General features: G+C 69.3%; 16 protein-coding genes. 13 read left to right on the top strand and 3 right to left on the bottom strand.

The window, feature by feature from the left end:
• The first annotated feature begins 162 nt into the window (after window positions 1–162).
• Window positions 163–1,152 (top strand): AraC family transcriptional regulator, encoded by a 990-nt coding sequence (locus N536_RS40520; protein ID WP_231514736.1) that lies wholly within the window; start codon window positions 163–165, stop codon window positions 1,150–1,152.
• Here N536_RS40520 and N536_RS40515 read toward each other — a convergent pair.
• Entirely contained in the window at window positions 1,131–1,847 is a 717-nt protein-coding gene (locus N536_RS40515; RefSeq protein WP_064751625.1) for a PAS and ANTAR domain-containing protein, read from the bottom strand. The genes N536_RS40520 and N536_RS40515 overlap by 22 nt on opposite strands.
• Window positions 1,848–2,065: 218 nt before the next feature.
• Here N536_RS40515 and N536_RS0135870 point away from each other — a divergent pair, with 218 nt between their 5' ends.
• The 3 genes from N536_RS0135870 to N536_RS0135860 all read left to right on the top strand — a co-directional run bounded on the left by N536_RS0135870 (window position 2,066) and on the right by N536_RS0135860 (window position 5,633).
• Window positions 2,066–3,247 (top strand): zinc-dependent alcohol dehydrogenase, encoded by a 1,182-nt coding sequence (locus N536_RS0135870; RefSeq protein ID WP_029118013.1) that lies wholly within the window; start codon window positions 2,066–2,068, stop codon window positions 3,245–3,247.
• A 164-nt stretch (window positions 3,248–3,411) separates the two neighbouring features.
• Window positions 3,412–4,383, top strand: coding sequence for a glycosyltransferase (locus N536_RS0135865; RefSeq protein ID WP_051575021.1), 972 nt, complete (start codon window positions 3,412–3,414; stop codon window positions 4,381–4,383).
• A 29-nt stretch (window positions 4,384–4,412) separates the two neighbouring features.
• On the top strand, window positions 4,413–5,633 hold the full coding sequence (locus tag N536_RS0135860) for a glycosyltransferase (protein WP_029118011.1): 1,221 nt from the start codon (window positions 4,413–4,415) through the stop codon (window positions 5,631–5,633).
• A gap of 11 nt (window positions 5,634–5,644) precedes the next feature.
• Here the strand turns inward: N536_RS0135860 and N536_RS0135855 are convergent, their stop codons facing one another.
• Window positions 5,645–6,532, bottom strand: a complete 888-nt coding sequence (locus N536_RS0135855; protein ID WP_029118010.1) for a glycosyltransferase family 2 protein — start codon at window positions 6,530–6,532, stop codon at window positions 5,645–5,647.
• Between N536_RS0135855 and N536_RS0135850 the strand changes: the two genes are divergently transcribed.
• The 9 genes from N536_RS0135850 to N536_RS0135810 are packed head-to-tail and all read left to right on the top strand — an operon-like array spanning window position 6,531 to window position 16,682.
• A complete protein-coding gene (locus N536_RS0135850) occupies window positions 6,531–7,592 on the top strand; it encodes a UDP-glucuronic acid decarboxylase family protein (RefSeq protein WP_081809530.1) in 1,062 nt (353 codons plus the stop codon). The two genes, N536_RS0135855 and N536_RS0135850, sit on opposite strands and share 2 nt — an antisense overlap.
• Window positions 7,592–9,250 (top strand): carbamoyltransferase C-terminal domain-containing protein, encoded by a 1,659-nt coding sequence (locus N536_RS0135845; protein WP_029118008.1) that lies wholly within the window; start codon window positions 7,592–7,594, stop codon window positions 9,248–9,250. Before N536_RS0135850 ends, N536_RS0135845 begins: the two co-directional genes overlap by 1 nt.
• Entirely contained in the window at window positions 9,247–10,740 is a 1,494-nt protein-coding gene (locus N536_RS0135840; protein WP_029118007.1) for an HAD-IIIA family hydrolase, read from the top strand. The genes N536_RS0135845 and N536_RS0135840 overlap by 4 nt, the downstream gene beginning before the upstream one ends.
• Complete coding sequence (locus N536_RS42775) at window positions 10,737–11,756, top strand: glycosyltransferase family 9 protein (RefSeq protein WP_036438918.1); 1,020 nt, start codon at window positions 10,737–10,739, stop codon at window positions 11,754–11,756. Before N536_RS0135840 ends, N536_RS42775 begins: the two co-directional genes overlap by 4 nt.
• Complete coding sequence (locus N536_RS42770) at window positions 11,753–12,322, top strand: SIS domain-containing protein (RefSeq protein WP_029118005.1); 570 nt, start codon at window positions 11,753–11,755, stop codon at window positions 12,320–12,322. Before N536_RS42775 ends, N536_RS42770 begins: the two co-directional genes overlap by 4 nt.
• Window positions 12,319–13,725: a D-glycero-beta-D-manno-heptose 1-phosphate adenylyltransferase gene (gene rfaE2 / locus N536_RS42765; RefSeq protein ID WP_036438915.1), complete on the top strand. Its 1,407-nt coding sequence runs from the start codon at window positions 12,319–12,321 to the stop codon at window positions 13,723–13,725. Before N536_RS42770 ends, rfaE2 begins: the two co-directional genes overlap by 4 nt.
• A 1-nt stretch (window position 13,726) precedes the next feature.
• Window positions 13,727–14,428 carry an SDR family oxidoreductase gene (locus N536_RS0135820; RefSeq protein WP_029118003.1) on the top strand — a complete coding sequence of 234 codons (702 nt, stop codon included), beginning with the start codon at window positions 13,727–13,729 and terminating at the stop codon, window positions 14,426–14,428.
• Window positions 14,419–15,372, top strand: coding sequence for a glycosyltransferase family 9 protein (locus tag N536_RS0135815; RefSeq protein ID WP_029118002.1), 954 nt, complete (start codon window positions 14,419–14,421; stop codon window positions 15,370–15,372). Before N536_RS0135820 ends, N536_RS0135815 begins: the two co-directional genes overlap by 10 nt.
• A complete protein-coding gene (locus N536_RS0135810) occupies window positions 15,369–16,682 on the top strand; it encodes a UDP-glucose/GDP-mannose dehydrogenase family protein (protein WP_036438912.1) in 1,314 nt (437 codons plus the stop codon). The genes N536_RS0135815 and N536_RS0135810 overlap by 4 nt, the downstream gene beginning before the upstream one ends.
• A 42-nt stretch (window positions 16,683–16,724) precedes the next feature.
• Here N536_RS0135810 and N536_RS40510 read toward each other — a convergent pair.
• Window positions 16,725–17,809, bottom strand: a 1,085-nt coding sequence (locus N536_RS40510) for a DUF222 domain-containing protein (RefSeq protein ID WP_036438909.1), incomplete at its 5' end; no start/stop codon positions are given.

Here is a 17,809-nt window from a genome sequence, read left to right as displayed (position 1 = left end):
GTCCGGCTGGGTCCGCGCAGGCGAAGTCGTCGCCTCGGTCAGCCGAGCGGACCGAACATGAAGAACGTCGACGTGGAAACCGGCCATCCCGGGAGCCGATCGGCCCACCGGGCAGTGACGGTCGCGGGTAACGGGCGACGGAGTCGAGAATCGCCGAAGCTCGTGAGCACTTCGACGGCCGAGTCTCGGACTGACCAACCCGCCGCGATCCGCCGCCAGTCCTTCCACGGTGCCGACCCGATGACGGTCGACGGCGTCATCGACCTCGCCTACGCCGGATCCGTGAAGATCACGGCGCTGGCCGATGGCCGGCCAATTCAGCACGCTCGCTACGTCGGCCGGGAATTCCTGCTCGACGAAGTCGTCTTCGCCGGCCGTTACCGCCTCGACGTCGAACCGGAGCGGGGCGCCCTGGTCGTGCAGATCATCGGCGGGACCGCCCGCTACACCGGACCCGACGACGAGGTCGATCTGCACCCCGGCCAGCCGGTGCTGGTGGCTGCCGAACTGCCGTGCTCCCTCGACGTGGAGCACGCGCGCCTTCGGTTGACGGCCGTCGACCGACCCTTGCTGCGACGGGTCGCCGCCGAGCATCCCGGCTCCGCGGTCGGGAAGATCCAGTTCGCCGCGAGCCGAACACCGAACGCGGCAAAGGCCGACGCCTGGAATCACGCGCTGCGCTTCGTCACCGAATCGGTGTCGGGAGCGGACGCAGCGTCACGCTCGTTGATCACCGACGCATGCGCGCGCGTCTTGGCCGCGTCGGCGCTGACGTGCTTCCCGAACAATGCGGTGGCGACGTCCTCGGACGGCGCATCCGATGCAGACGCGCCGCACCAGCTGCGGAGGGCGATCTCGTTCATCGACGAGAACGTCGGCGCCGACATCGGCGTGAACGACATCGCCGCGGCGGTGCACCTGTCACCGCGCGCCGTGCAGTATCTGTTCCGTCGGCATCTCGACCTCGCCCCATCGCAGTACGTTCGCAACGTTCGCCTCGACCGCGCCCATCAGGACCTGCTCGCCAGCGACCGATCGACGACCACCGTCAGTGACGTGGCGGCCCGCTGGGGTTTCGGCCACACCGGCCGGTTCGCCGTGCTGTATCGGCAGACGTACGGGCAGAGCCCTCACGTCACCCTTCGGGAATGAGGCACCGTCCGTCGTGAACGGCGCATCGGTATCAGCTCGGCGCCGTCGTGCTCGGCAGGTTCCGAACGGTGCACGTTGCGCAGGATGCCGTCGAAGCGGTCGCCGTCCTCACCGTTGAGGACGGTAGCGGCGGCGACGCGGTCCACGAAACGCTGGGCGATCGTGCGCAATTTGACGTTGGCATGCTGCGACAGTGCGGTGAGAACGTCGAACGCCTGACTGGCGCTGACGCCGTGCCGGAGCATCAGCATGCCCATCGCCTGGTTGATCACGGCCCGCTGCTCGGTGATCGTCGCCAGCGCGTCGGTCAGCGACGTCTGGAAGTCGGCGTCGAATTCTTGCGTGATGTCGACGTAGTAGCCCTCGGTGCCCGTGACGGTGCCCTCACCGTCGACCAGCCGGTCGCCAACGACCACGACGACGTGGACCTTGCCCGCGGTGTCGATGATCCGGTGTCGGCTGGAGAAGGCGGCGCCCTTGCGGCGGACGTTGTCGATGACCTCCGCGACATTGGGCATGTCATCGGGATGCTTGTGCGACAACAGCAATTCGGTGGTTGGTGCCACGCTGCCGGGCGCGTAGCCGTGCATGGCCGCCACCTCATCCGACCACTCCCAGCGATCAGCCGCGCTGACGTAGCGGAACTTGCCCACCTTCGGCCAGCGCGCCGCCGGCACGCCTGACTCCTCACCCACATCACCACGGTAGGCCGCAAATTCGCGGCTGAGTCGGGGGGGCTCGAGCTTTTCGCGAGATGGATGACGGTGCCGAAAAGCGAAGTGCGGGTGCAGGTCGCGGGCAAATTGACGTCGACGCCGAGGTCGCGTTTCGATGCGATGGTCGCGGGTAGTCGCGTGGCGATCGACCGTGGCGCGACGAGAGCGCGCGCGGCCCAGAAGCGGATGGAGGCGCGATGAAGGCAGTGACTTGGCACGGCAGGCGCGACGTGCGCGTCGAGACCGTGCCGGATCCCAAGATCGAAGAAGGAACCGATGCGGTCATCGAGGTGACGTCGACCAACATCTGCGGATCGGACCTGCACCTCTACGAAGTGCTGGGCCCGTTCATGCATCCCGGCGACGTCCTCGGCCACGAGCCGATGGGCATCGTGGCCGAGGTGGGCTCCGAGGTGTCGAATCTGAAGGTCGGCGACCGCGTGGTGATTCCCTTTCAGATTTCGTGCGGACACTGCTTCATGTGTGACCGTCAGCTGTACACGCAGTGCGAGACCACGCAGGTTCGCGAGCACGGCATGGGTGCGGCGCTGTTCGGATATTCGGAGCTGTACGGCGAAGTACCGGGCGGACAGGCAGAGCTGCTGAGGGTGCCGCAAGCGCAGTTCACCCACATCAAAGTGCCTGACGGGCCCCCTGATTCGCGGTTCGTCTACCTGTCCGACGTCCTTCCCACGGCATGGCAGGCGGTCGCCTACGCCGATGTTCCCGACGGCGGCTCCGTGACGGTGCTTGGTCTCGGCCCGATCGGCGACATGGCCGCGCGCATCGCGCATCACCTCGGCTACCGGGTCATCGCGGTCGATCTCGTGCCCGAACGGCTGGCCCGTGCCACAGCCTTCGGCATCCGGACCCTGGACCTGAGGGCGCTCGACGGTTCGGTGGGCGACGCCATCCGCGACCTGACCGATGGACGGGGCACGGACTCGGTGATCGACGCCGTCGGCATGGAGGCACACGGGTCGCCGATCGCCAAGGCCGCACACATGGCCACGTCGCTGCTGCCCGACGCCATCGCCAAGCCGTTGCTGCAGAAGGCAGGAGTGGACCGGCTGGACGCGCTCTATTCCGCGATCGACATCGTCCGCCGCGGCGGCACCATCTCGTTGATCGGCGTGTACGGCGGCATGGCCGACCCGATGCCGATGCTCACGCTGTTCGACAAGCAGGTGCAGATTCGGATGGGGCAGGCCAACGTCAAGCGGTGGGTCGACGACATCATGCCGCTGCTGACCGACGACGACCCGCTCGGTGTCGACGGCTTCGCCAGCCACGTGCTGCCGCTCGACGACGCCCCACACGCATACGACATCTTCCAGAAGAAGCAGGACGGTGCGGTCAAGATCATGCTCACGCCCTGATCCGACCATTCCAATTCAATACCTCGTCGACCGCTGCCGGTCGCGCCTCCGGCTGTCGTATCGCGAAACATGCTGTTACCAGCAGTCTTTGGTGGAAAACCAAGGGCAGGAACTTCTCAGGAAGAACCGGTTTATCGAATCCTCTTAAGGGTATTCGCGCGGCCATGACTTCTCCGGGGACCGGCCTCGACGTGCTGGTGTGGCACGTGCACGGGTCCTGGATGGACGCGTTCGTCGCGGGTCGGCACTCCTATCTGGTGCCCCATACGGGCGACGAGCGCGGACGCGGATTGTGCGGACGCGACTGGCCGAACGCGGTCGAGGTGGCGGCTGAGGAGCTCGCCGAACGACGGGTCGACGTCGTGGTCCTGCAGCGCCCGGAGGAACTCGACCTGGCGGCCGAGTGGCTGCACCGGCGTCCAGGGATCGACGTCCCGGCCGTCTACGTCGAACACAACGCGCCGCGACCCCACCCGGTCGACAGCGTCCATCCGATGGCCGAGCGCACCGACATCCCGGTGGTCCACGTCACCGACTTCAACCAACTGATGTGGGACAACGGCTCAGCACCCACCCGCGTGATCAACCACGGCGTGCCCGACCCCGGACAGCTCTACGTCGGTGACGTCTCGGCAGCGGCCACGATGATCAACGAACCGGTGCGGCGATGGCGAACGGTCGGCGCGGACCTGCTTGCCCCGCTGAGCTGCCACGTCCCGATCGACGTGTGGGGCATCGGCTCCGAGGACCTGAACGCGGAACCGCATCGGGTGGAACGCGTCGTCGGCCGGGGTGACTTGCCGTCGCAGCGGCTGATGAAGGAGGTGGCCCGGCGGCGGGTGTATCTGCATACCGCGCGCTGGACGTCACTGGGATTGTCACTACTGGAGGCGATGTTCCTTGGCATGCCCATCGTCGCAATCGCCTCCACCATGACGCCACTGGTGGTCCCGCCGGAGGCCGGCGTGGTGAGCGCCGATCTCACGACCCTGGCCCTGGCCGCCGAGGCGTTCTGCGTCGATCACGGTTCCGCGATGGCGGCAGGCAAGGCCGCACGTGAATACGCGACGGCGCATTTCGGCGTGGACCGATTCCTTGCCGAATGGGACCGACTGATCGAGGAGGTGTGCACATGACGGCGACGGCACTGCCGAAACCAATTCCACTGCGGGTCGCGATGATATCCGAGCACGCCAGCCCGTTGGCGCACCTTGGGGGCGTCGACGCGGGCGGGCAGAACGTCGCGGTCGCGGAGCTGTCCGCGGCACTGGCACGGCGCGGCCACGAGGTCGTGGTCTACACCCGCCGCGACGACCCCGACCTGCCGGACCGGGTCGACACCGAGAAGGGGTACGCGGTGGTCCACGTGCCCGCCGGGCCCGCATGCGGGCTACCCAAGGACGAACTGCTGCAGTACATGGGAACGTTCGGCCGATACCTCGGCATGAGCTGGAACGACTGGCGTCCCGACGTGGCGCATGCCCACTTCTGGATGTCCGGGCTGGCCACCATGCCTGCGGCCGCCATGCACGACGTGCCGGCAGTGCAGACGTTTCACGCGCTCGGGGTGGTCAAGAGAAGACACCAGGGGGTCGACGACACCAGCCCCGACGACCGGGTCCGGCTGGAGACACTCATCGCCCGCAAGACCGACTGGGTCGCGGCGACCTGTTCCGACGAGGTCGACGAACTGGTCCGGATGGGTAGGCCACGCTCGGCCATCTCGGTGGTGCCGTGCGGCGTGGACGTCGACGAGTTCACTCCGCGCGGACCGACGGCCCCACGCGGGAAGCCTCACCGCATCGTATCGGTCGGAAGGCTGGTGCCGCGCAAGGGTTTCGACACGATGATCCGCGCGATGCGGCTCATCCCCGACACGGAGCTGGTCATCGTCGGCGGCCCCGACAAGTCAGGACTCGACGACGACGCGGAGGCGATGCGGCTGCAACAGTTGGCCGCGCGGATGGGCGTCGCTGACCGGGTGCACCTCTACGGGTCCGTTGCCCGCGAGGAGATGCCGATGCTGCTGCGCTCGGCCGACGTGGTCGCCGCGACCCCGTGGTACGAGCCGTTCGGCATCGTGCCACTGGAGTCGATGGCGTGCGGTGTGCCCGTCGTCGCCTCGGCCGTGGGCGGCATGCTGGACACCGTCGTCGACGACGGCACGGGACGACTGGTGCCGCCGAAGGACTTCCGCGCGCTCGCCGCCGCAATCAACCCCATCCTGCGGGACAAGCGAATTCGCGCCACCCTGGGCGCGGCCGGCCGAAGGCGGGTCTGTGCCCGGTACACGTGGGACAAGGTGGCCGACGACTCCGTCGGCGTCTACAGCCACCTGGCGGAAACTGGTCATCGCATTCCGGTGTACGCGCGGGGCGCCAGATGATGGCTGCGCCGTCAGCCGTCACCGAGCAGGGCCAGCGACCGCTCGACGTCCGCCGGAAGGCGTCGCCGCTCGCGCACGACCGCGGGCAACCTGCCAAGGGCCTCGGCGCACGCCCTCGCGTGGGCGACGTCCGCGGTGGCGGCATAGCCGAGCCTGGCGGCGGCCCGCAGGCAGTGCCCGAGCGGTCGCCGCAGCCACGTGGTCAACACGGCGTTGCGCATGCTGCGGGCGTCCTGCACCGCGTTGGGCGGCCGCGTCGGCGAGGGCTGGTGGTACGCCACCAGTTCGGGGCAGAAGCACAGGTCCCAGCCGTTGGCCGCGAGATCCCATGCCAGCAACTGCTCCTCACCGCGGAAGTGCAAGATCGGGCTGAATCCGCCGACGGCTTCGAACGCGTCCTTGCGCACCATGGAGGAGCAGGACAAAAAGCCGAGTATCGAGGGTCCCGGCAGCGCGGGATCGCGGCCGAGCGGGCTGGCCGCCATCACCGCGGACAGCGGATCGTCGCGTTCGTCCGGCCAGACCACGGTGCGCGCGGCCAGCACGGCGACGCTTGGGTTCGCGGCGAAGATCGACTCGGCGATCGTCGGGGCGTCGGGATGCCACCACGAGTCGTCGTCGCAGAACGCGACGAACGGTGTGCTGGCGCGCGCAACGCCGACGTTGCGGGCCACCGCACCGAGGTTGTCCTGCAGTGCTACCACCTCCAGTCGGTCCGTCGCCCTATCGGCCAACCGGCGTACCGCGCGCACCGAGTCGTCCCGGGAACCGTTGTCGACCACCACGATCGGGCAATGGGTGGTCTCCAACAGCCGCTCCACCACCGCGACGAGTTCGTCGCAGCGGTCGCGGGTGGCAATGACGAAAGAGGTGAGTGACTTGAGTGACTCAGTGGCCATGACCGATGCCTCTACCCCAAGGCCATCCCGCCAAACCCGGTTTCATGACGAGTCGGCGGGGTACCGCTCGCCGGTGTCCCGACTCTCCCGCATCCTGGTCACCGGCGGCAGTGGCTTCCTCGGCGTTCACCTGTGCGAGGCCCTACTCGACCGCGGCGCCGACGAAGTCGTCTGCGTCGACGACCTGTCGACCAGTGCCCCCGCAGCCCACACCCGGCTCGACGGACGGCCCGGCTACCGCTTCGTGCGGCACGACATCAGCGAGCCACTGCCGCAGGAGTTGCGCGACAAGACCTTCGACTCGGTCTTCCATCTCGCGTCGCCCGCCTCGCCCGTGGACTACCTGCGGATGCCGACGGCGACCCTGCGCACCGGTGCCAACGGCACGGCCAATGCGCTTGACCTCGCGGAGCGGTGTGGTGCGCGCTTCGTGCTGGCGTCGACCAGCGAGGTCTACGGCGATCCGTTGGAGCATCCGCAGCGGGAAGGCTACTGGGGCAATGTCAATCCGATCGGGCCGCGCAGCGTCTACGACGAGGCCAAGCGGTATGCCGAGGCGTTGACGTTCGCCTATTCGCGTGAGCGCGGCGTGTCGATCGGGGTGGCGCGGATCTTCAACACCTACGGCCCGCACATGCGCGCCGACGACGGCCGGGCGGTGCCCGCCTTCTGCAGTCAGGCTTTGAGCGGAGCGCCGATCACCGTGGCCGGAACGGGTAGCCAGACCCGGTCACTGTGCTACGTCGACGACACCGTCGGTGGCCTGATCGCATTGGCATGCAGTGACTTCGAAGGGCCGGTCAACATCGGAAACCCCGAGGAGCTTTCGGTGTTGCGCATCGCGGAGTTGATCCGCGAGTTGGCGGGAAGTGACTCACCGATCGAGTTCGTGCCGACCCCGACCGACGATCCGCAGCGCCGCTGCCCGGACATCACGCTGGCCCGCGAGCGGCTGGGCTGGTCACCCGCGGTGAGTTATGTCGACGGCCTGGCCGCCACGGTCGAGTGGTTCCGGGTCGGTTCCAGTCATCCAACGTCCGCACCGGCAGGAGGTCGCTGATGCGAATTCTGGGAATCAACGCGGTATTTCACGATCCGGCCGCCGCACTGATCGTCGACGGCCAGGTGGTGGCCGCTGCCGAGGAGGAGCGGTTCAGCCGCCGCAAGCACGGCAAGCAGGCGGTGCCGTTCTCGACGTGGGAACTGCCGACCGCCGCGGCCAAGTGGTGCCTGGCCGAGGCGGGGCTCGAACCCGCGGACATCGATGCCGTCGGCTACTCCTACGACCCGACGCTGATGGAGGGTGAACCGGACGACCTGCCCGGCCTCGACGCGCAATGGGAGTATCTGCGCACGCTGTATGCCCAACGCGCACCGGGTTTCCTGGCCACCGCACTGCCCGGCCTCGACCCGGCCGTCGTGCGGCACGTGCGCCATCACGTCGCGCACGCGGCGTCGACGGCGCTGGCCTCGCCTCACCCCGATTCCGCGGTGCTGGTGGTCGACGGCCGCGGGGAGCGCACCTCGATGTTGTCGGGGGTGTACCGCGACCACAAACTCGACGTGCTGGCGTCGCAGTCGCTGCCGCACTCGCTGGGTCTGTTGTACGAAGACCTCACCCAGCACTTGGGTTTCAAGCGGTCCAGCGACGAATACAAGGTGATGGCGATGGGGTCCTACGGCCGCCCGCGCTTCGCCGACTACCTGCGCGCACGCGTATACGCATGCGGCGACGGTGGATTCCGCACCGAGCCGATCGACTGGGAATCGTTGGCGCCGCCTCGACGTCCGACGCCCACCGACCAGATCTCCGCGCTGGCCCGGCCGGAGGAGGTGCACGCCGACCTCGCCTGCAGTGTCCAACTGGTCGTCGAGGAGGTGCTGCTCGACCTGGTGGCGTGGCTGCGGGAACGCGTCGACACCGATCAGCTCTGCCTGGCGGGCGGCGTCGCACTCAATTGCGTTGCCAACACTCGGATCCACGCCGAGAGCGGCTTCTCCGACGTGTGGGTGCAGCCGGCCGCGGGTGACTCCGGCACCGCACTGGGCGCCGCGCTCGCGGTGGCCGCGGAACTGGGGGAGCCCATCAGCCCGATGCCGTCGGCGCAACTGGGCCGCGGCTGGAGCGACGAGCAGATCGCCGCCGCGCTCGACGACGCGGCCATCCGGTACGAGCGGCCCCGCGATCTGGCCACTGCGGTCGGCGACGCGCTGGCCGACAACCAGCTGATCGGCTGGTTCCAGGGGCGGTCGGAGTTCGGGCCGCGGGCCCTTGGCGGGCGCTCTCTGCTCGCCGACCCGCGCCACCTCGATAACCTGGAGCGGCTCAACGTCGTCAAGGGCCGCGAGCAGTTTCGGCCCGTCGCCCCGATGGTGCTCGCCGATCGCGCCGCCGAAATCTTCACCAGGGGACCGCTTCCCAGCCCGTACATGCTGTTCGTGCACGACGTCGTCGAATCGTGGCGTGAGCGGATCCCCGCCGTCACCCACGTCGACGGCACCGCGCGCATCCAGACCGTGGACCAGTCGCAGACGCCGCTGTACGGGACCATCGCCCGCTTCGCCGAACTGACCGGCGTGCCCGTGATCGTCAATACCAGCTTCAACACCGCCGGCAGGCCCATGGTCGACAGTCCGCGCGACGCGTTGGAGTGCTTCGGCAGTTCGCCCATCGACGTGTTGGCCATCGGCCCCTACCTGGTACGGCGGCCGCGATGAAGTTGGATTGCGCCATCGTCGTGCCGACCATTGGACGAGAGTCGTTGCAGCGCTTGCTATCTGCGCTCGACGAAGAGCGCGGGGCCGCACTCGACTGTGTCGTCGTGGTCGACGACCGCGCCGATCCGAGACCGCCACTGGTGCTGGACACCCGGCTGCCGGTCACGCTGTTGCGCAGCGGCGGACGCGGACCCGCCGCCGCCCGCAACGTCGGGTGGCGCGCCACCACCAGCCGTTGGGTCGCGTTCCTCGACGACGACGTGGTGCCGCAGCCGGGCTGGCTGTCGCGCCTCGCCGACGACCTGACCGCGGCCGAGGCCGCGCGGGCAGCGGGGTCACAGGGACTCTTGGTGGTGCCCACCGCAACGGAGCGGCGGAGCACCGACGACGAGCGTCGAACGCAGCGGCTGGCCACCGCACGCTGGATCACGGCCGACATGGCGTACCGGCGCGACGTTCTGGTCACCGCAGGCGGATTCGACGAACGGTTCCCCCGCGCCTACCGCGAGGATTCCGACCTGGCGCTGCGGATCGTCTCCTCCGGCCACCGCATCGTCGGCGGCACCCGTCGTGCCACGCATCCCGTCGCGGCCTCGACGGCGCTGAGCAGCGTGCGCGCTCAGATCGGCAACCGTGACAACGCGTTGATGCGGCGCAAGTTCGGCCGCGGCTGGCGACGCCAGATCGGGGAGGGGCCCGGCCGGATGCCCGCCCACGTGGCAACCACCGCCGTGGGAACGGCGGCCCTCCTTGCGGCGCTTGCGGGGCGGCGTCGGACGGCGGCCGCGATGGCCTTCGGCTGGTTGGCGCTGACGACGCAGTTCACCGTGCGCCGCTTCCTGCCCGGTCCGCACTCCGTGGCTGAGGCGGCGCGGATGGCGCTGACGTCGGCCCTTATCCCGCCTGCCGCGGTGTGGCACCGGCTGGTCGGGGAGTGGACGCATCGGCGGGCCGTCCGGGAACCGGTGCTGGCGGTGCTGCTCGACCGCGACGACACCATCATCGAAGACGGCCCATTCCTCAACGACCCCAACGGTGTTCGCCCGGTTTCCGACGCGGCGCACGCGCTTGGCCGGCTGCGGGAGCGTGGTCTGCTCCTGGCGATCGTCACCAACCAGTCCGGTGTGGCGCGCGGCTTGATCAGTCCCGACCAATTGGTCGCCGTCAACGCCAAGGTCGACGCCGAGCTCGGACCGTTCGACGCCTGGCAGGTCTGCGTGCATGACGACGACGACCGGTGCGCGTGCCGCAAACCGCAACCGGGGATGGTGCTCGCGGCGGCCGATGCCCTGGGCGTGCCCCCGGACCGGTGCGTGATGATCGGCGACACCGGCGGTGACGTGAACGCGGCTCTGGCCGCAAACGCGCGCGCCGTGCTGGTGCCGACCGAGCGGACCCGCGTCGAGGAGATCACCGACGCGCGGGACCGGGCGAAGGTGGCCGCGAGCCTGACGGATGCGGTGTCGATGGTGCTGCGGGAGTCGCGATGAGTACGGCGTTGGTGGCACGTCTCGACAGCGCGGGTGACGTGCTGATCACAGGGCCGGCGATACGCGCGGTTGCCGCGGCACACGACCGGGTGGTGATGCTCGCCGGGCCGCGCGGCAGGGCCGCCGCCGAGCTGTTGCCGGGTGTCGACGAGATCATCGAATGGCAGGCGCCCTGGGTCGACTTCGACTCACCCGAACTCACCGCCGGTCACGTCGAGGCGCTCGTGAAGCAGCTGCGCGACGTGGCCGTGGATCGGGCGTTCATCTTCACGTCGTTCCACCAGTCGCCGTTGCCGTTGGCGCTGCTGTGCCGGATGGCCGGGGTGGGGTGGATCGGTGCGGTCTGCGAGGACTATCCGGGCACCCTGCTCGATTTGCGCCATCACGTCGAGGACGGCGTGCCCGAGCCACTGCGTGCCCTTTCCCTCGCCGAGGCAGACGGGTGTCTGCTACCCGACGGCGACGACGGGGCACTGCGCATCCGCGAGGTCGACGCCATGCCCGACGACGTTGCACGGCGGGTTGGGGACGAACCGTTCGTGGTGTTCCATCCCGGTGCGGCGGTACCCGCACGCCGGCCGACGGCTGCGCGCAGCGCGGCCATGGTCGCGGCGTTGCGCCGCACTGGTTATCGGGTGGTCGTGACGGGCGGCGACTCGGAGCGGGCGCTCACCGCGGAAGTCGCCGCTGGCAAGGCGGTCGACCTGGGCGGCCGGACCGGCCTCGCCGAACTGGCCGCGGTGTTCGCCGCAGCGCGAGTGGTGGTGGCGCCCAACACCGGACCGGCTCACCTCGCTGCGGCGGTCGGCACGCCGGTGGTGTCGCTGTTCGCACCCGTCGTGCCCGCATCGCAGTGGAGTCCTTACGCGGCGGCCGTGACGGTGCTGGGAGATCAGAACGCGCCATGCCGGGCCACCCGCGCCCGGCAGTGCCCGGTCGCGGGACACCCGTGCCTGGACGGCATCACCGATGCGGCCCTGGTGGCCGCGGTGCATCAGTGGGGAGGAGAACCATGATTGCAACACATTTCGATGCGCTCATCGATGCGGTCGGTCGAACCGCGGCCGACGTCGACCGAGTCACTGCGTGGGGCACCCACCTAGCAGGCGTCCTTGCCGGCGGCGGCCGGCTGTTGGCGTGCGGCAACGGTGGAAGTGCCGCGGAGGCACAGCATTTGACCGCCGAATTGGTCGGAAGGTTCCGCGACGAACGCGTCCCGTTGTCGGCCATCTCGCTGCACGCCGACACCTCGGCGCTGACCGCGATCGCCAACGACTACGGCGAGGAGGAGATGTTCGCCCGCGGAGTGCGGGCGCACGGTCGGTCCGGTGACGTCCTGGTGGCGTTGTCCACCAGCGGGACCAGCCGCAACGTGCTGTCCGCCGTGAAGGCCGCCAACGACGTCGGCATGGTGACGTGGGCGCTGGCTGGCCGGCCGCCCAACCCGCTGGCGGATACGTGTCACGACGCCATCTGCGTCGACGCCCCGACAACCGCCACCGTGCAGGAGGTGCACCTGCTGTTGGTGCACGCCCTGTGCATGGCCGTCGACGACGTGCTGCTCGGATCGGGGCAATCATGAGCCGGGGGCCGCTGGTCATCGTCGGTGACGCGATGCTCGACGTCGACGTGGAGGGCTCGGCGACCCGCCTCAGCCCCGAGGCGCCGGTACCGGTCGTCGACACCGAACGCGTCTGGCACCGGCCGGGCGGCGCGGGTCTGGCCGCGCTGCTGGCCGCCCGCCACGAAGACGACGTCGTGTTGGTCGCGGGTATCGCCGACGACGGCGGCGGTCGCCAGTTGCGGGAGTTATTGCACGACAGCGGGGTTCGTGTCGCCGCTCTGCCCATGACTGGCGCCACCGTCACGAAGACGCGGGTGCGGGCGCGCGGCCAGTCGGTGCTGCGCATCGACCACGGCGATGCGGTGACGGTGCCCGGCCCGCTGCCTTCCGACGTCGACGCCGTTCTCGCGGAGGCGCGGGCGATCTGCGTCGCGGACTACGGTGCGGGAGTGACGGCGCTGCCTGCGCTGCGCGCCGCGCTGACGACGGCCGCGCAACGGGTACCCGTGGTGTGGGATCCCCATCCCCGGGGTTGCACCCCGACGCCGGGATGTGCGCTCGTGACACCCAATGAGACGGAGGCGCAGCACTTCTGCGGCGGCGGCGGTTCAGCCGAGGCGCTGCGGGAGAAGTGGCGTGCCCGCGCGGTGTGCGTGACTCTCGGTGCGCAGGGCGCACGGGTGTTCCCACGTGATGCGGCGCGGTGCCACGTCGGCGTACCGGAGCTTCCGGCCGCCGGCTCGGTCAGGGCCGACGTGTGTGGGGCGGGGGATCGTTTTGCGGTAGCCGCAGCGGTTGCGCTCGGCGGCGGCGCCGACCTGCGCGCCGCGGTGGTGGCCGCAGTGGACGCCGCTGCCCGGTTCGTCGCCGCGGGAGGCGCGGCGGCGGTCTCCACACCGGCGCCGGTGTCCGACTTCGGCTCGCGGGCAACGGCATCCGACGACCCCGTCGTCACCGACGTGATCGCACTGACCCGCAAGCTGCAAGCCGAGGGCCGCACGGTGGTGGCCACCGGCGGATGCTTCGACCTGCTGCACACCGGCCACGTCCGGCTGCTTCGGCAGGCGCGTCAACTCGGTGATGCGCTGCTCGTGCTGATCAACTCCGATGACTCGGTGCGGGCACTGAAGGGAGAAGGCCGCCCGATCGTGTCGGCGGCCGACCGCGCCCGCGTGCTGGCGGCCCTGGCCTGTGTCGACGCGGTCGCCGTCTTCGACGAGCCGACGCCGGAAGCGCTGTTGCAGCGGCTGCGGCCGGACGTCTGGGTCAAGGGCGGCGACTATGCGGTCGACGACCTGCCCGAGGCCGACGTCGTTCACCACCACGGTGGCGAGGTGGTCATCATCCCCACCGTCGCCGGCTACTCCTCGTCCAACTTGATCGCCGCAGCGCGATCCCACGAAACCCCGGAAGGGACATGACATGACGGCATCCTCGACCACTTTGGGCCACGTAATCATCACCGGCGGCGCGTCCGGCCTCGGCGCGGCCACCGTCGACGCGGTGACCCGCCATGGCGGCACGCCACTGGTCATCGACAAGAAGCCGCCGAAGGGCGACGTCGCCTACGCATTGGCCGACCTCGCCGACACCGAAGCGGTACACGCCGCGGTGAACACTCTCGCCGACGAGGCCGACGGACCCATCACCGGCGTCTTCACTGCCGCCGGAATCGACTCCTGTGGCGCGCTCGAGGACGTGCCCGCCAAGGAGTGGGAGCAGGTCGTGCTCGTCAACCTTCTCGGCACCGCGGCCGTGGTGCGGTCGGCGCTGCCACACCTGAAGGCCAGCGGGGGTCGCATCGTAACGGTGGCATCGACGTTGGGCATCAAGGCCGTCGGTGACGCCACGGCCTACTGCGCATCGAAGTTCGGCGTGGTGGGGTTCACCCGCGCACTGGCTGCCGAACTCGCGGGCGAGGTGGGCGTGACACTGCTCATCCCCGGCGGAATGCACACGGCCTTCTTCGACGGACGCACCGAGCAGTACAAGCCGCCGCCGGACGCCAAGCTGAACCAGCCTGAAGACGTCGCCGAAACGGTGGTCTTCGCGCTGTCCCAGCCGGCCGGTTGCGAGGTGCGCGAGATGGTGGTGTGCGCGTCGACGGAATCGTCATGGCCATAACGGATCCGGGCGCGACCGAGGTCGTGTACGTGCTGCGGGCCTTGGGTCTTGGGGACCTGCTGACCGGCGTTCCCGCGTTGCGGGGGCTGCGTCGGCACTTTCCGGATGCCCGGCTGGTACTCGCCGCACCGGAGGCGTTTCGGGAGCTGGGAATGCTCACCGGCGCGGTCGACGAACTCGCACCCACCGCGCGACTGGGTGATGTCCAGCGGTTGGACCGGCGCCCCGACCTCGCGGTCAACCTGCACGGCAGCGGCCCGCAGAGCCTGGATCACCTGATCTCTCTCGACCCAGCGGCCGTCTTGACGCACCGTCATCCGCGCCATCCCGAGCTGCCAGGACCGCGCTGGCGTAGCGACGTGCACGAAGTGGATCGGTGGTGCGCGCTGCTGGAGTGGGCCGGGATACGTTGTGATGCCGATGATCTCGGGATCGACCGGCCGGAGGGCTACCCGGACTTCTCCGGGGTTGTGGTGGTGCATCCCGGGGCAGCGGCGCCTGCACGACGGTGGCCGGTGGACCGGTTCGCAGCCATCGCCGCGGAGTTGCGCGGCGACGGCCACGAGGTCGTCATCACCGGGTCGGCCGACGAACGGGATCTCGCACTCGCGGTCGCCGGTGGTGCGGGACTTCCCGAAAGTGCCGTGCTGGCAGGGAAACTGGATCTGCTGGGGCTGGTCGCCCTGATCAGTGACTGCCGGCTGGTGGTGTGTGGTGACACGGGCGTGGGTCATGTCGCGACCGCGACGGGGACACCGTCGGTGCATCTGTTCGGGCCGACGCCGCCGAGCCGGTGGGGCCCCCGCGGCGCCGGACGTCACCTCACGCTGTGGGCCGGAGACGTCGGCGATCCCCACGCCGACAGGCCGCACGACGGGCTGCTGCTGCTGACCACCTCGCGGGTACTTCAAGCCAGCCGCACGATTTTGGAGGAGTGCGCATGAGTGCTGATGCGAACGACATCCGGGTCGGCGTCGTCGGCGCGGGTTACGTGGGCTTGACCACTGCCGTGTGTTTGGCCGAGCGTGGCCTCGACACGGTGGGCGTCGACGTGGACCTCGGCAAGCTCGACAGGCTCAACGCGGGCATCGCGGTCATCGACGAGCCGGAACTGCAGGACGTGTTGCGCAGTGGGCTCTCGCGCGGCAATCTGCGGTTCACCGCCGACTACTCGGTGCTGGCGGATCGGGACGTGGTATTCGTGTGCGTGCCGACGCCGAGTGGTGCTGATGGAGCCGCCGACCTGGGCGCGGTCGACGCGGTGGTCGATCGCCTGGGGTCGGTGTTACGTCCGGGCGCCGTGGTGGCGCTCAAGTCAACGGTTCCGGTGGGGACGACCCGCAGGACCCATGAACGCGTGTCCGGCAGGGGAATTCGCGTGGTGTCGACGCCGGAGTTCCTTCGCGAGGGTCATGCGGTGCGCGACTTCCGCCATCCCGATCGGTTGGTGATCGGCGCGTTGGGTGACGCGGAAGTCGATGTAGTCCGTCGGGCATACGGACACGATTCGGTGCCCACGCTGTGCATGAGCCCGGAGAGTGCGGAGTTGGCGAAGTACGCCAGCAACGCGTTCCTCGCGGTGAAGCTGTCGTACGCGAATTCGTTGGCGGAGTTGTGTGCGCACGTTGGCGCGGACGTTGCCGATGTCACCCGCTGCATGGGTGCCGACGAGCGGATCGGTGGCTCCTTTCTGCAACCGGGCCCCGGGTGGGGTGGGTCGTGTCTGCCGAAGGACACGGCGGCGTTGGTTCACACCGCCAAGTCGCATGGCGTCGCACTCGCGGAGGTGGAGGCGTGTCGCGCCACCAACGCCGCGCAGGCGGAGCGTGTCGCGGTGGCGTTGCGGCGGGCGCTCGACCGACCTCTGTCGTCGGCGCGAATCACCGCTCTGGGCCTGACGTTCAAGTCGGACACCAGCGACACCCGGGACTCGCCAGCCCTGGCGGTGTGTGCGCATCTGGCGGCGCACGGTGCGCAGGTCTGTGGGTACGATCCGCAGCTGCACGCGATCGACGGGGGTGTGCTGCATGCGGCGAAGGTGACCGGCGTCGACGATCCGTACCGGGCAGCCAAGGCTGCTGATGCCATCGTGGTGCTGACTGAGTGGCCTCAGTTCGTCGACCTCGATTGGCCTGCGATCGCCGAGCAGGCGCCCGACGCGGTGCTGCTCGATACCCGGAATCGATTGGATCCCACCGTGATCGAGACTGCCGGGCTCACCTATCTCGGCAACGGCAGGCCATCGGGCTTCTAACCCGCGCTTCCGCGACCGATCGGTCGTCCGGTCAGCGGGGCGTCAAGCCGCTTTGTCGTCGGGCGGACCTGGGCCGCCGGGTTCGCGGCTCCTGTTGTCGTCGTTGGTGGTTGACCCGTCGGGTGGGGTCGGGTTGTCGGGAACCCAGGCATCGCCGCCGTTGATCGCTGGCGCGTCGGCTGCCGGCGGGTCGTGCGGGCTGCAGGTCTGATCGGGTGCTGACGGTTCGTAGGCTGCCCACGCGTCGATCCAGTCCTGTGTGGTGATCGTGCGGTCGGGTGGGGTCGGTTCTTCCACCGCGTGCTCATTGTCAGCTGGCGGCTCGCCCGGGCGCTCGTCGTCGGGTACTGGGGGTGTCCATGCGTCCACCGGGGGTGGGCGGAGTTTTTCGGGTTGGTGGTAGTCGTTGATGCGCGCTTGGCCGGTGTCCAAGTCGGGGGGTGGGATCCACTCCACTTCATGCTTTTCGTTGATGCGGGTAGTCCAGCCGCCTGGGGCGACCATCCGGTTGTCGCAGCCACAGGCCAGGCCGTTGTCGTTGACGTTGGTGAATCCGCCCTCGGTCCAATCGAGGACGGCGTGATGCACCTGACAGCCATAGGCGGAAACCGTGCAGTGCGGTTTGGTGCAGCCGCCGTCACGCGCGATCAACATCAGGCGTTGGGCGACCGACGCGGTGCGCCGGGCCCGGAACAGGTCCAACGCGGAGCCGGTCGCTTGGTCGAACACCGCCAGGTAGTGGTGGGTGTTGTTTTGTGCGGCGAGGTTGAGGACGTCGCTGACCGGAAGCAGGGTGCCGCCGCCGGTGACGCCGATCCCCGCCCTCGATTCGAGGTCTTGCAGGGTGGTGCGCACGATGATCGTGGTGGGTAGCCCGTTGTGTTGTCCGAGTTCGCCCTTGGTGAGGGCTTGGCGGCCGATGTAGGCCATCGCGTCGTGGCGACGCTGCGCCAGGGTGCGGGTGTCGGAATCGATCTGCTCTTGGGTCGGGGTGCCGGAGGTGCAGGGGTGTTCGTCTGTGGGGTTGCACATGCCGGGGGCGGCGAACTTCGCGTAGAGGGCTTCCCAGGTCGCCCATGCGGCGGGGGTGAAGTCGGCGGTGGCGTGGATCATGCCGTTGGGTTGTT

The sequence above is a fragment of the Mycobacterium sp. URHB0044 genome (genome assembly GCF_000620625.1).
Taxonomy (GTDB): Bacteria; Actinomycetota; Actinomycetes; order Mycobacteriales; family Mycobacteriaceae; genus Mycobacterium.
The sequence above is the reverse complement of the archived record's forward strand: the minus strand, read 5'-3'. Positions and strand labels throughout refer to the sequence as shown.

Coding starts and splice junctions, on each gene's coding strand:
- N536_RS0135870 (WP_029118013.1), top strand. CDS start 2,066: ATGAAGGCAGTGACTTGGCACGGCAGGCGCGACGTGCGCGTCGAGACC.
- N536_RS0135865 (WP_051575021.1), top strand. CDS start 3,412: ATGACTTCTCCGGGGACCGGCCTCGACGTGCTGGTGTGGCACGTGCAC.
- N536_RS0135850 (WP_081809530.1), top strand. CDS start 6,531: ATGACCGATGCCTCTACCCCAAGGCCATCCCGCCAAACCCGGTTTCAT.
- N536_RS0135855 (WP_029118010.1), bottom strand. CDS start 6,532: ATGGCCACTGAGTCACTCAAGTCACTCACCTCTTTCGTCATTGCCACC.
- N536_RS0135845 (WP_029118008.1), top strand. CDS start 7,592: ATGCGAATTCTGGGAATCAACGCGGTATTTCACGATCCGGCCGCCGCA.
- N536_RS0135840 (WP_029118007.1), top strand. CDS start 9,247: ATGAAGTTGGATTGCGCCATCGTCGTGCCGACCATTGGACGAGAGTCG.
- N536_RS42775 (WP_036438918.1), top strand. CDS start 10,737: ATGAGTACGGCGTTGGTGGCACGTCTCGACAGCGCGGGTGACGTGCTG.
- N536_RS42770 (WP_029118005.1), top strand. CDS start 11,753: ATGATTGCAACACATTTCGATGCGCTCATCGATGCGGTCGGTCGAACC.
- rfaE2 (WP_036438915.1), top strand. CDS start 12,319: ATGAGCCGGGGGCCGCTGGTCATCGTCGGTGACGCGATGCTCGACGTC.
- N536_RS0135820 (WP_029118003.1), top strand. CDS start 13,727: ATGACGGCATCCTCGACCACTTTGGGCCACGTAATCATCACCGGCGGC.
- N536_RS0135815 (WP_029118002.1), top strand. CDS start 14,419: ATGGCCATAACGGATCCGGGCGCGACCGAGGTCGTGTACGTGCTGCGG.
- N536_RS0135810 (WP_036438912.1), top strand. CDS start 15,369: ATGAGTGCTGATGCGAACGACATCCGGGTCGGCGTCGTCGGCGCGGGT.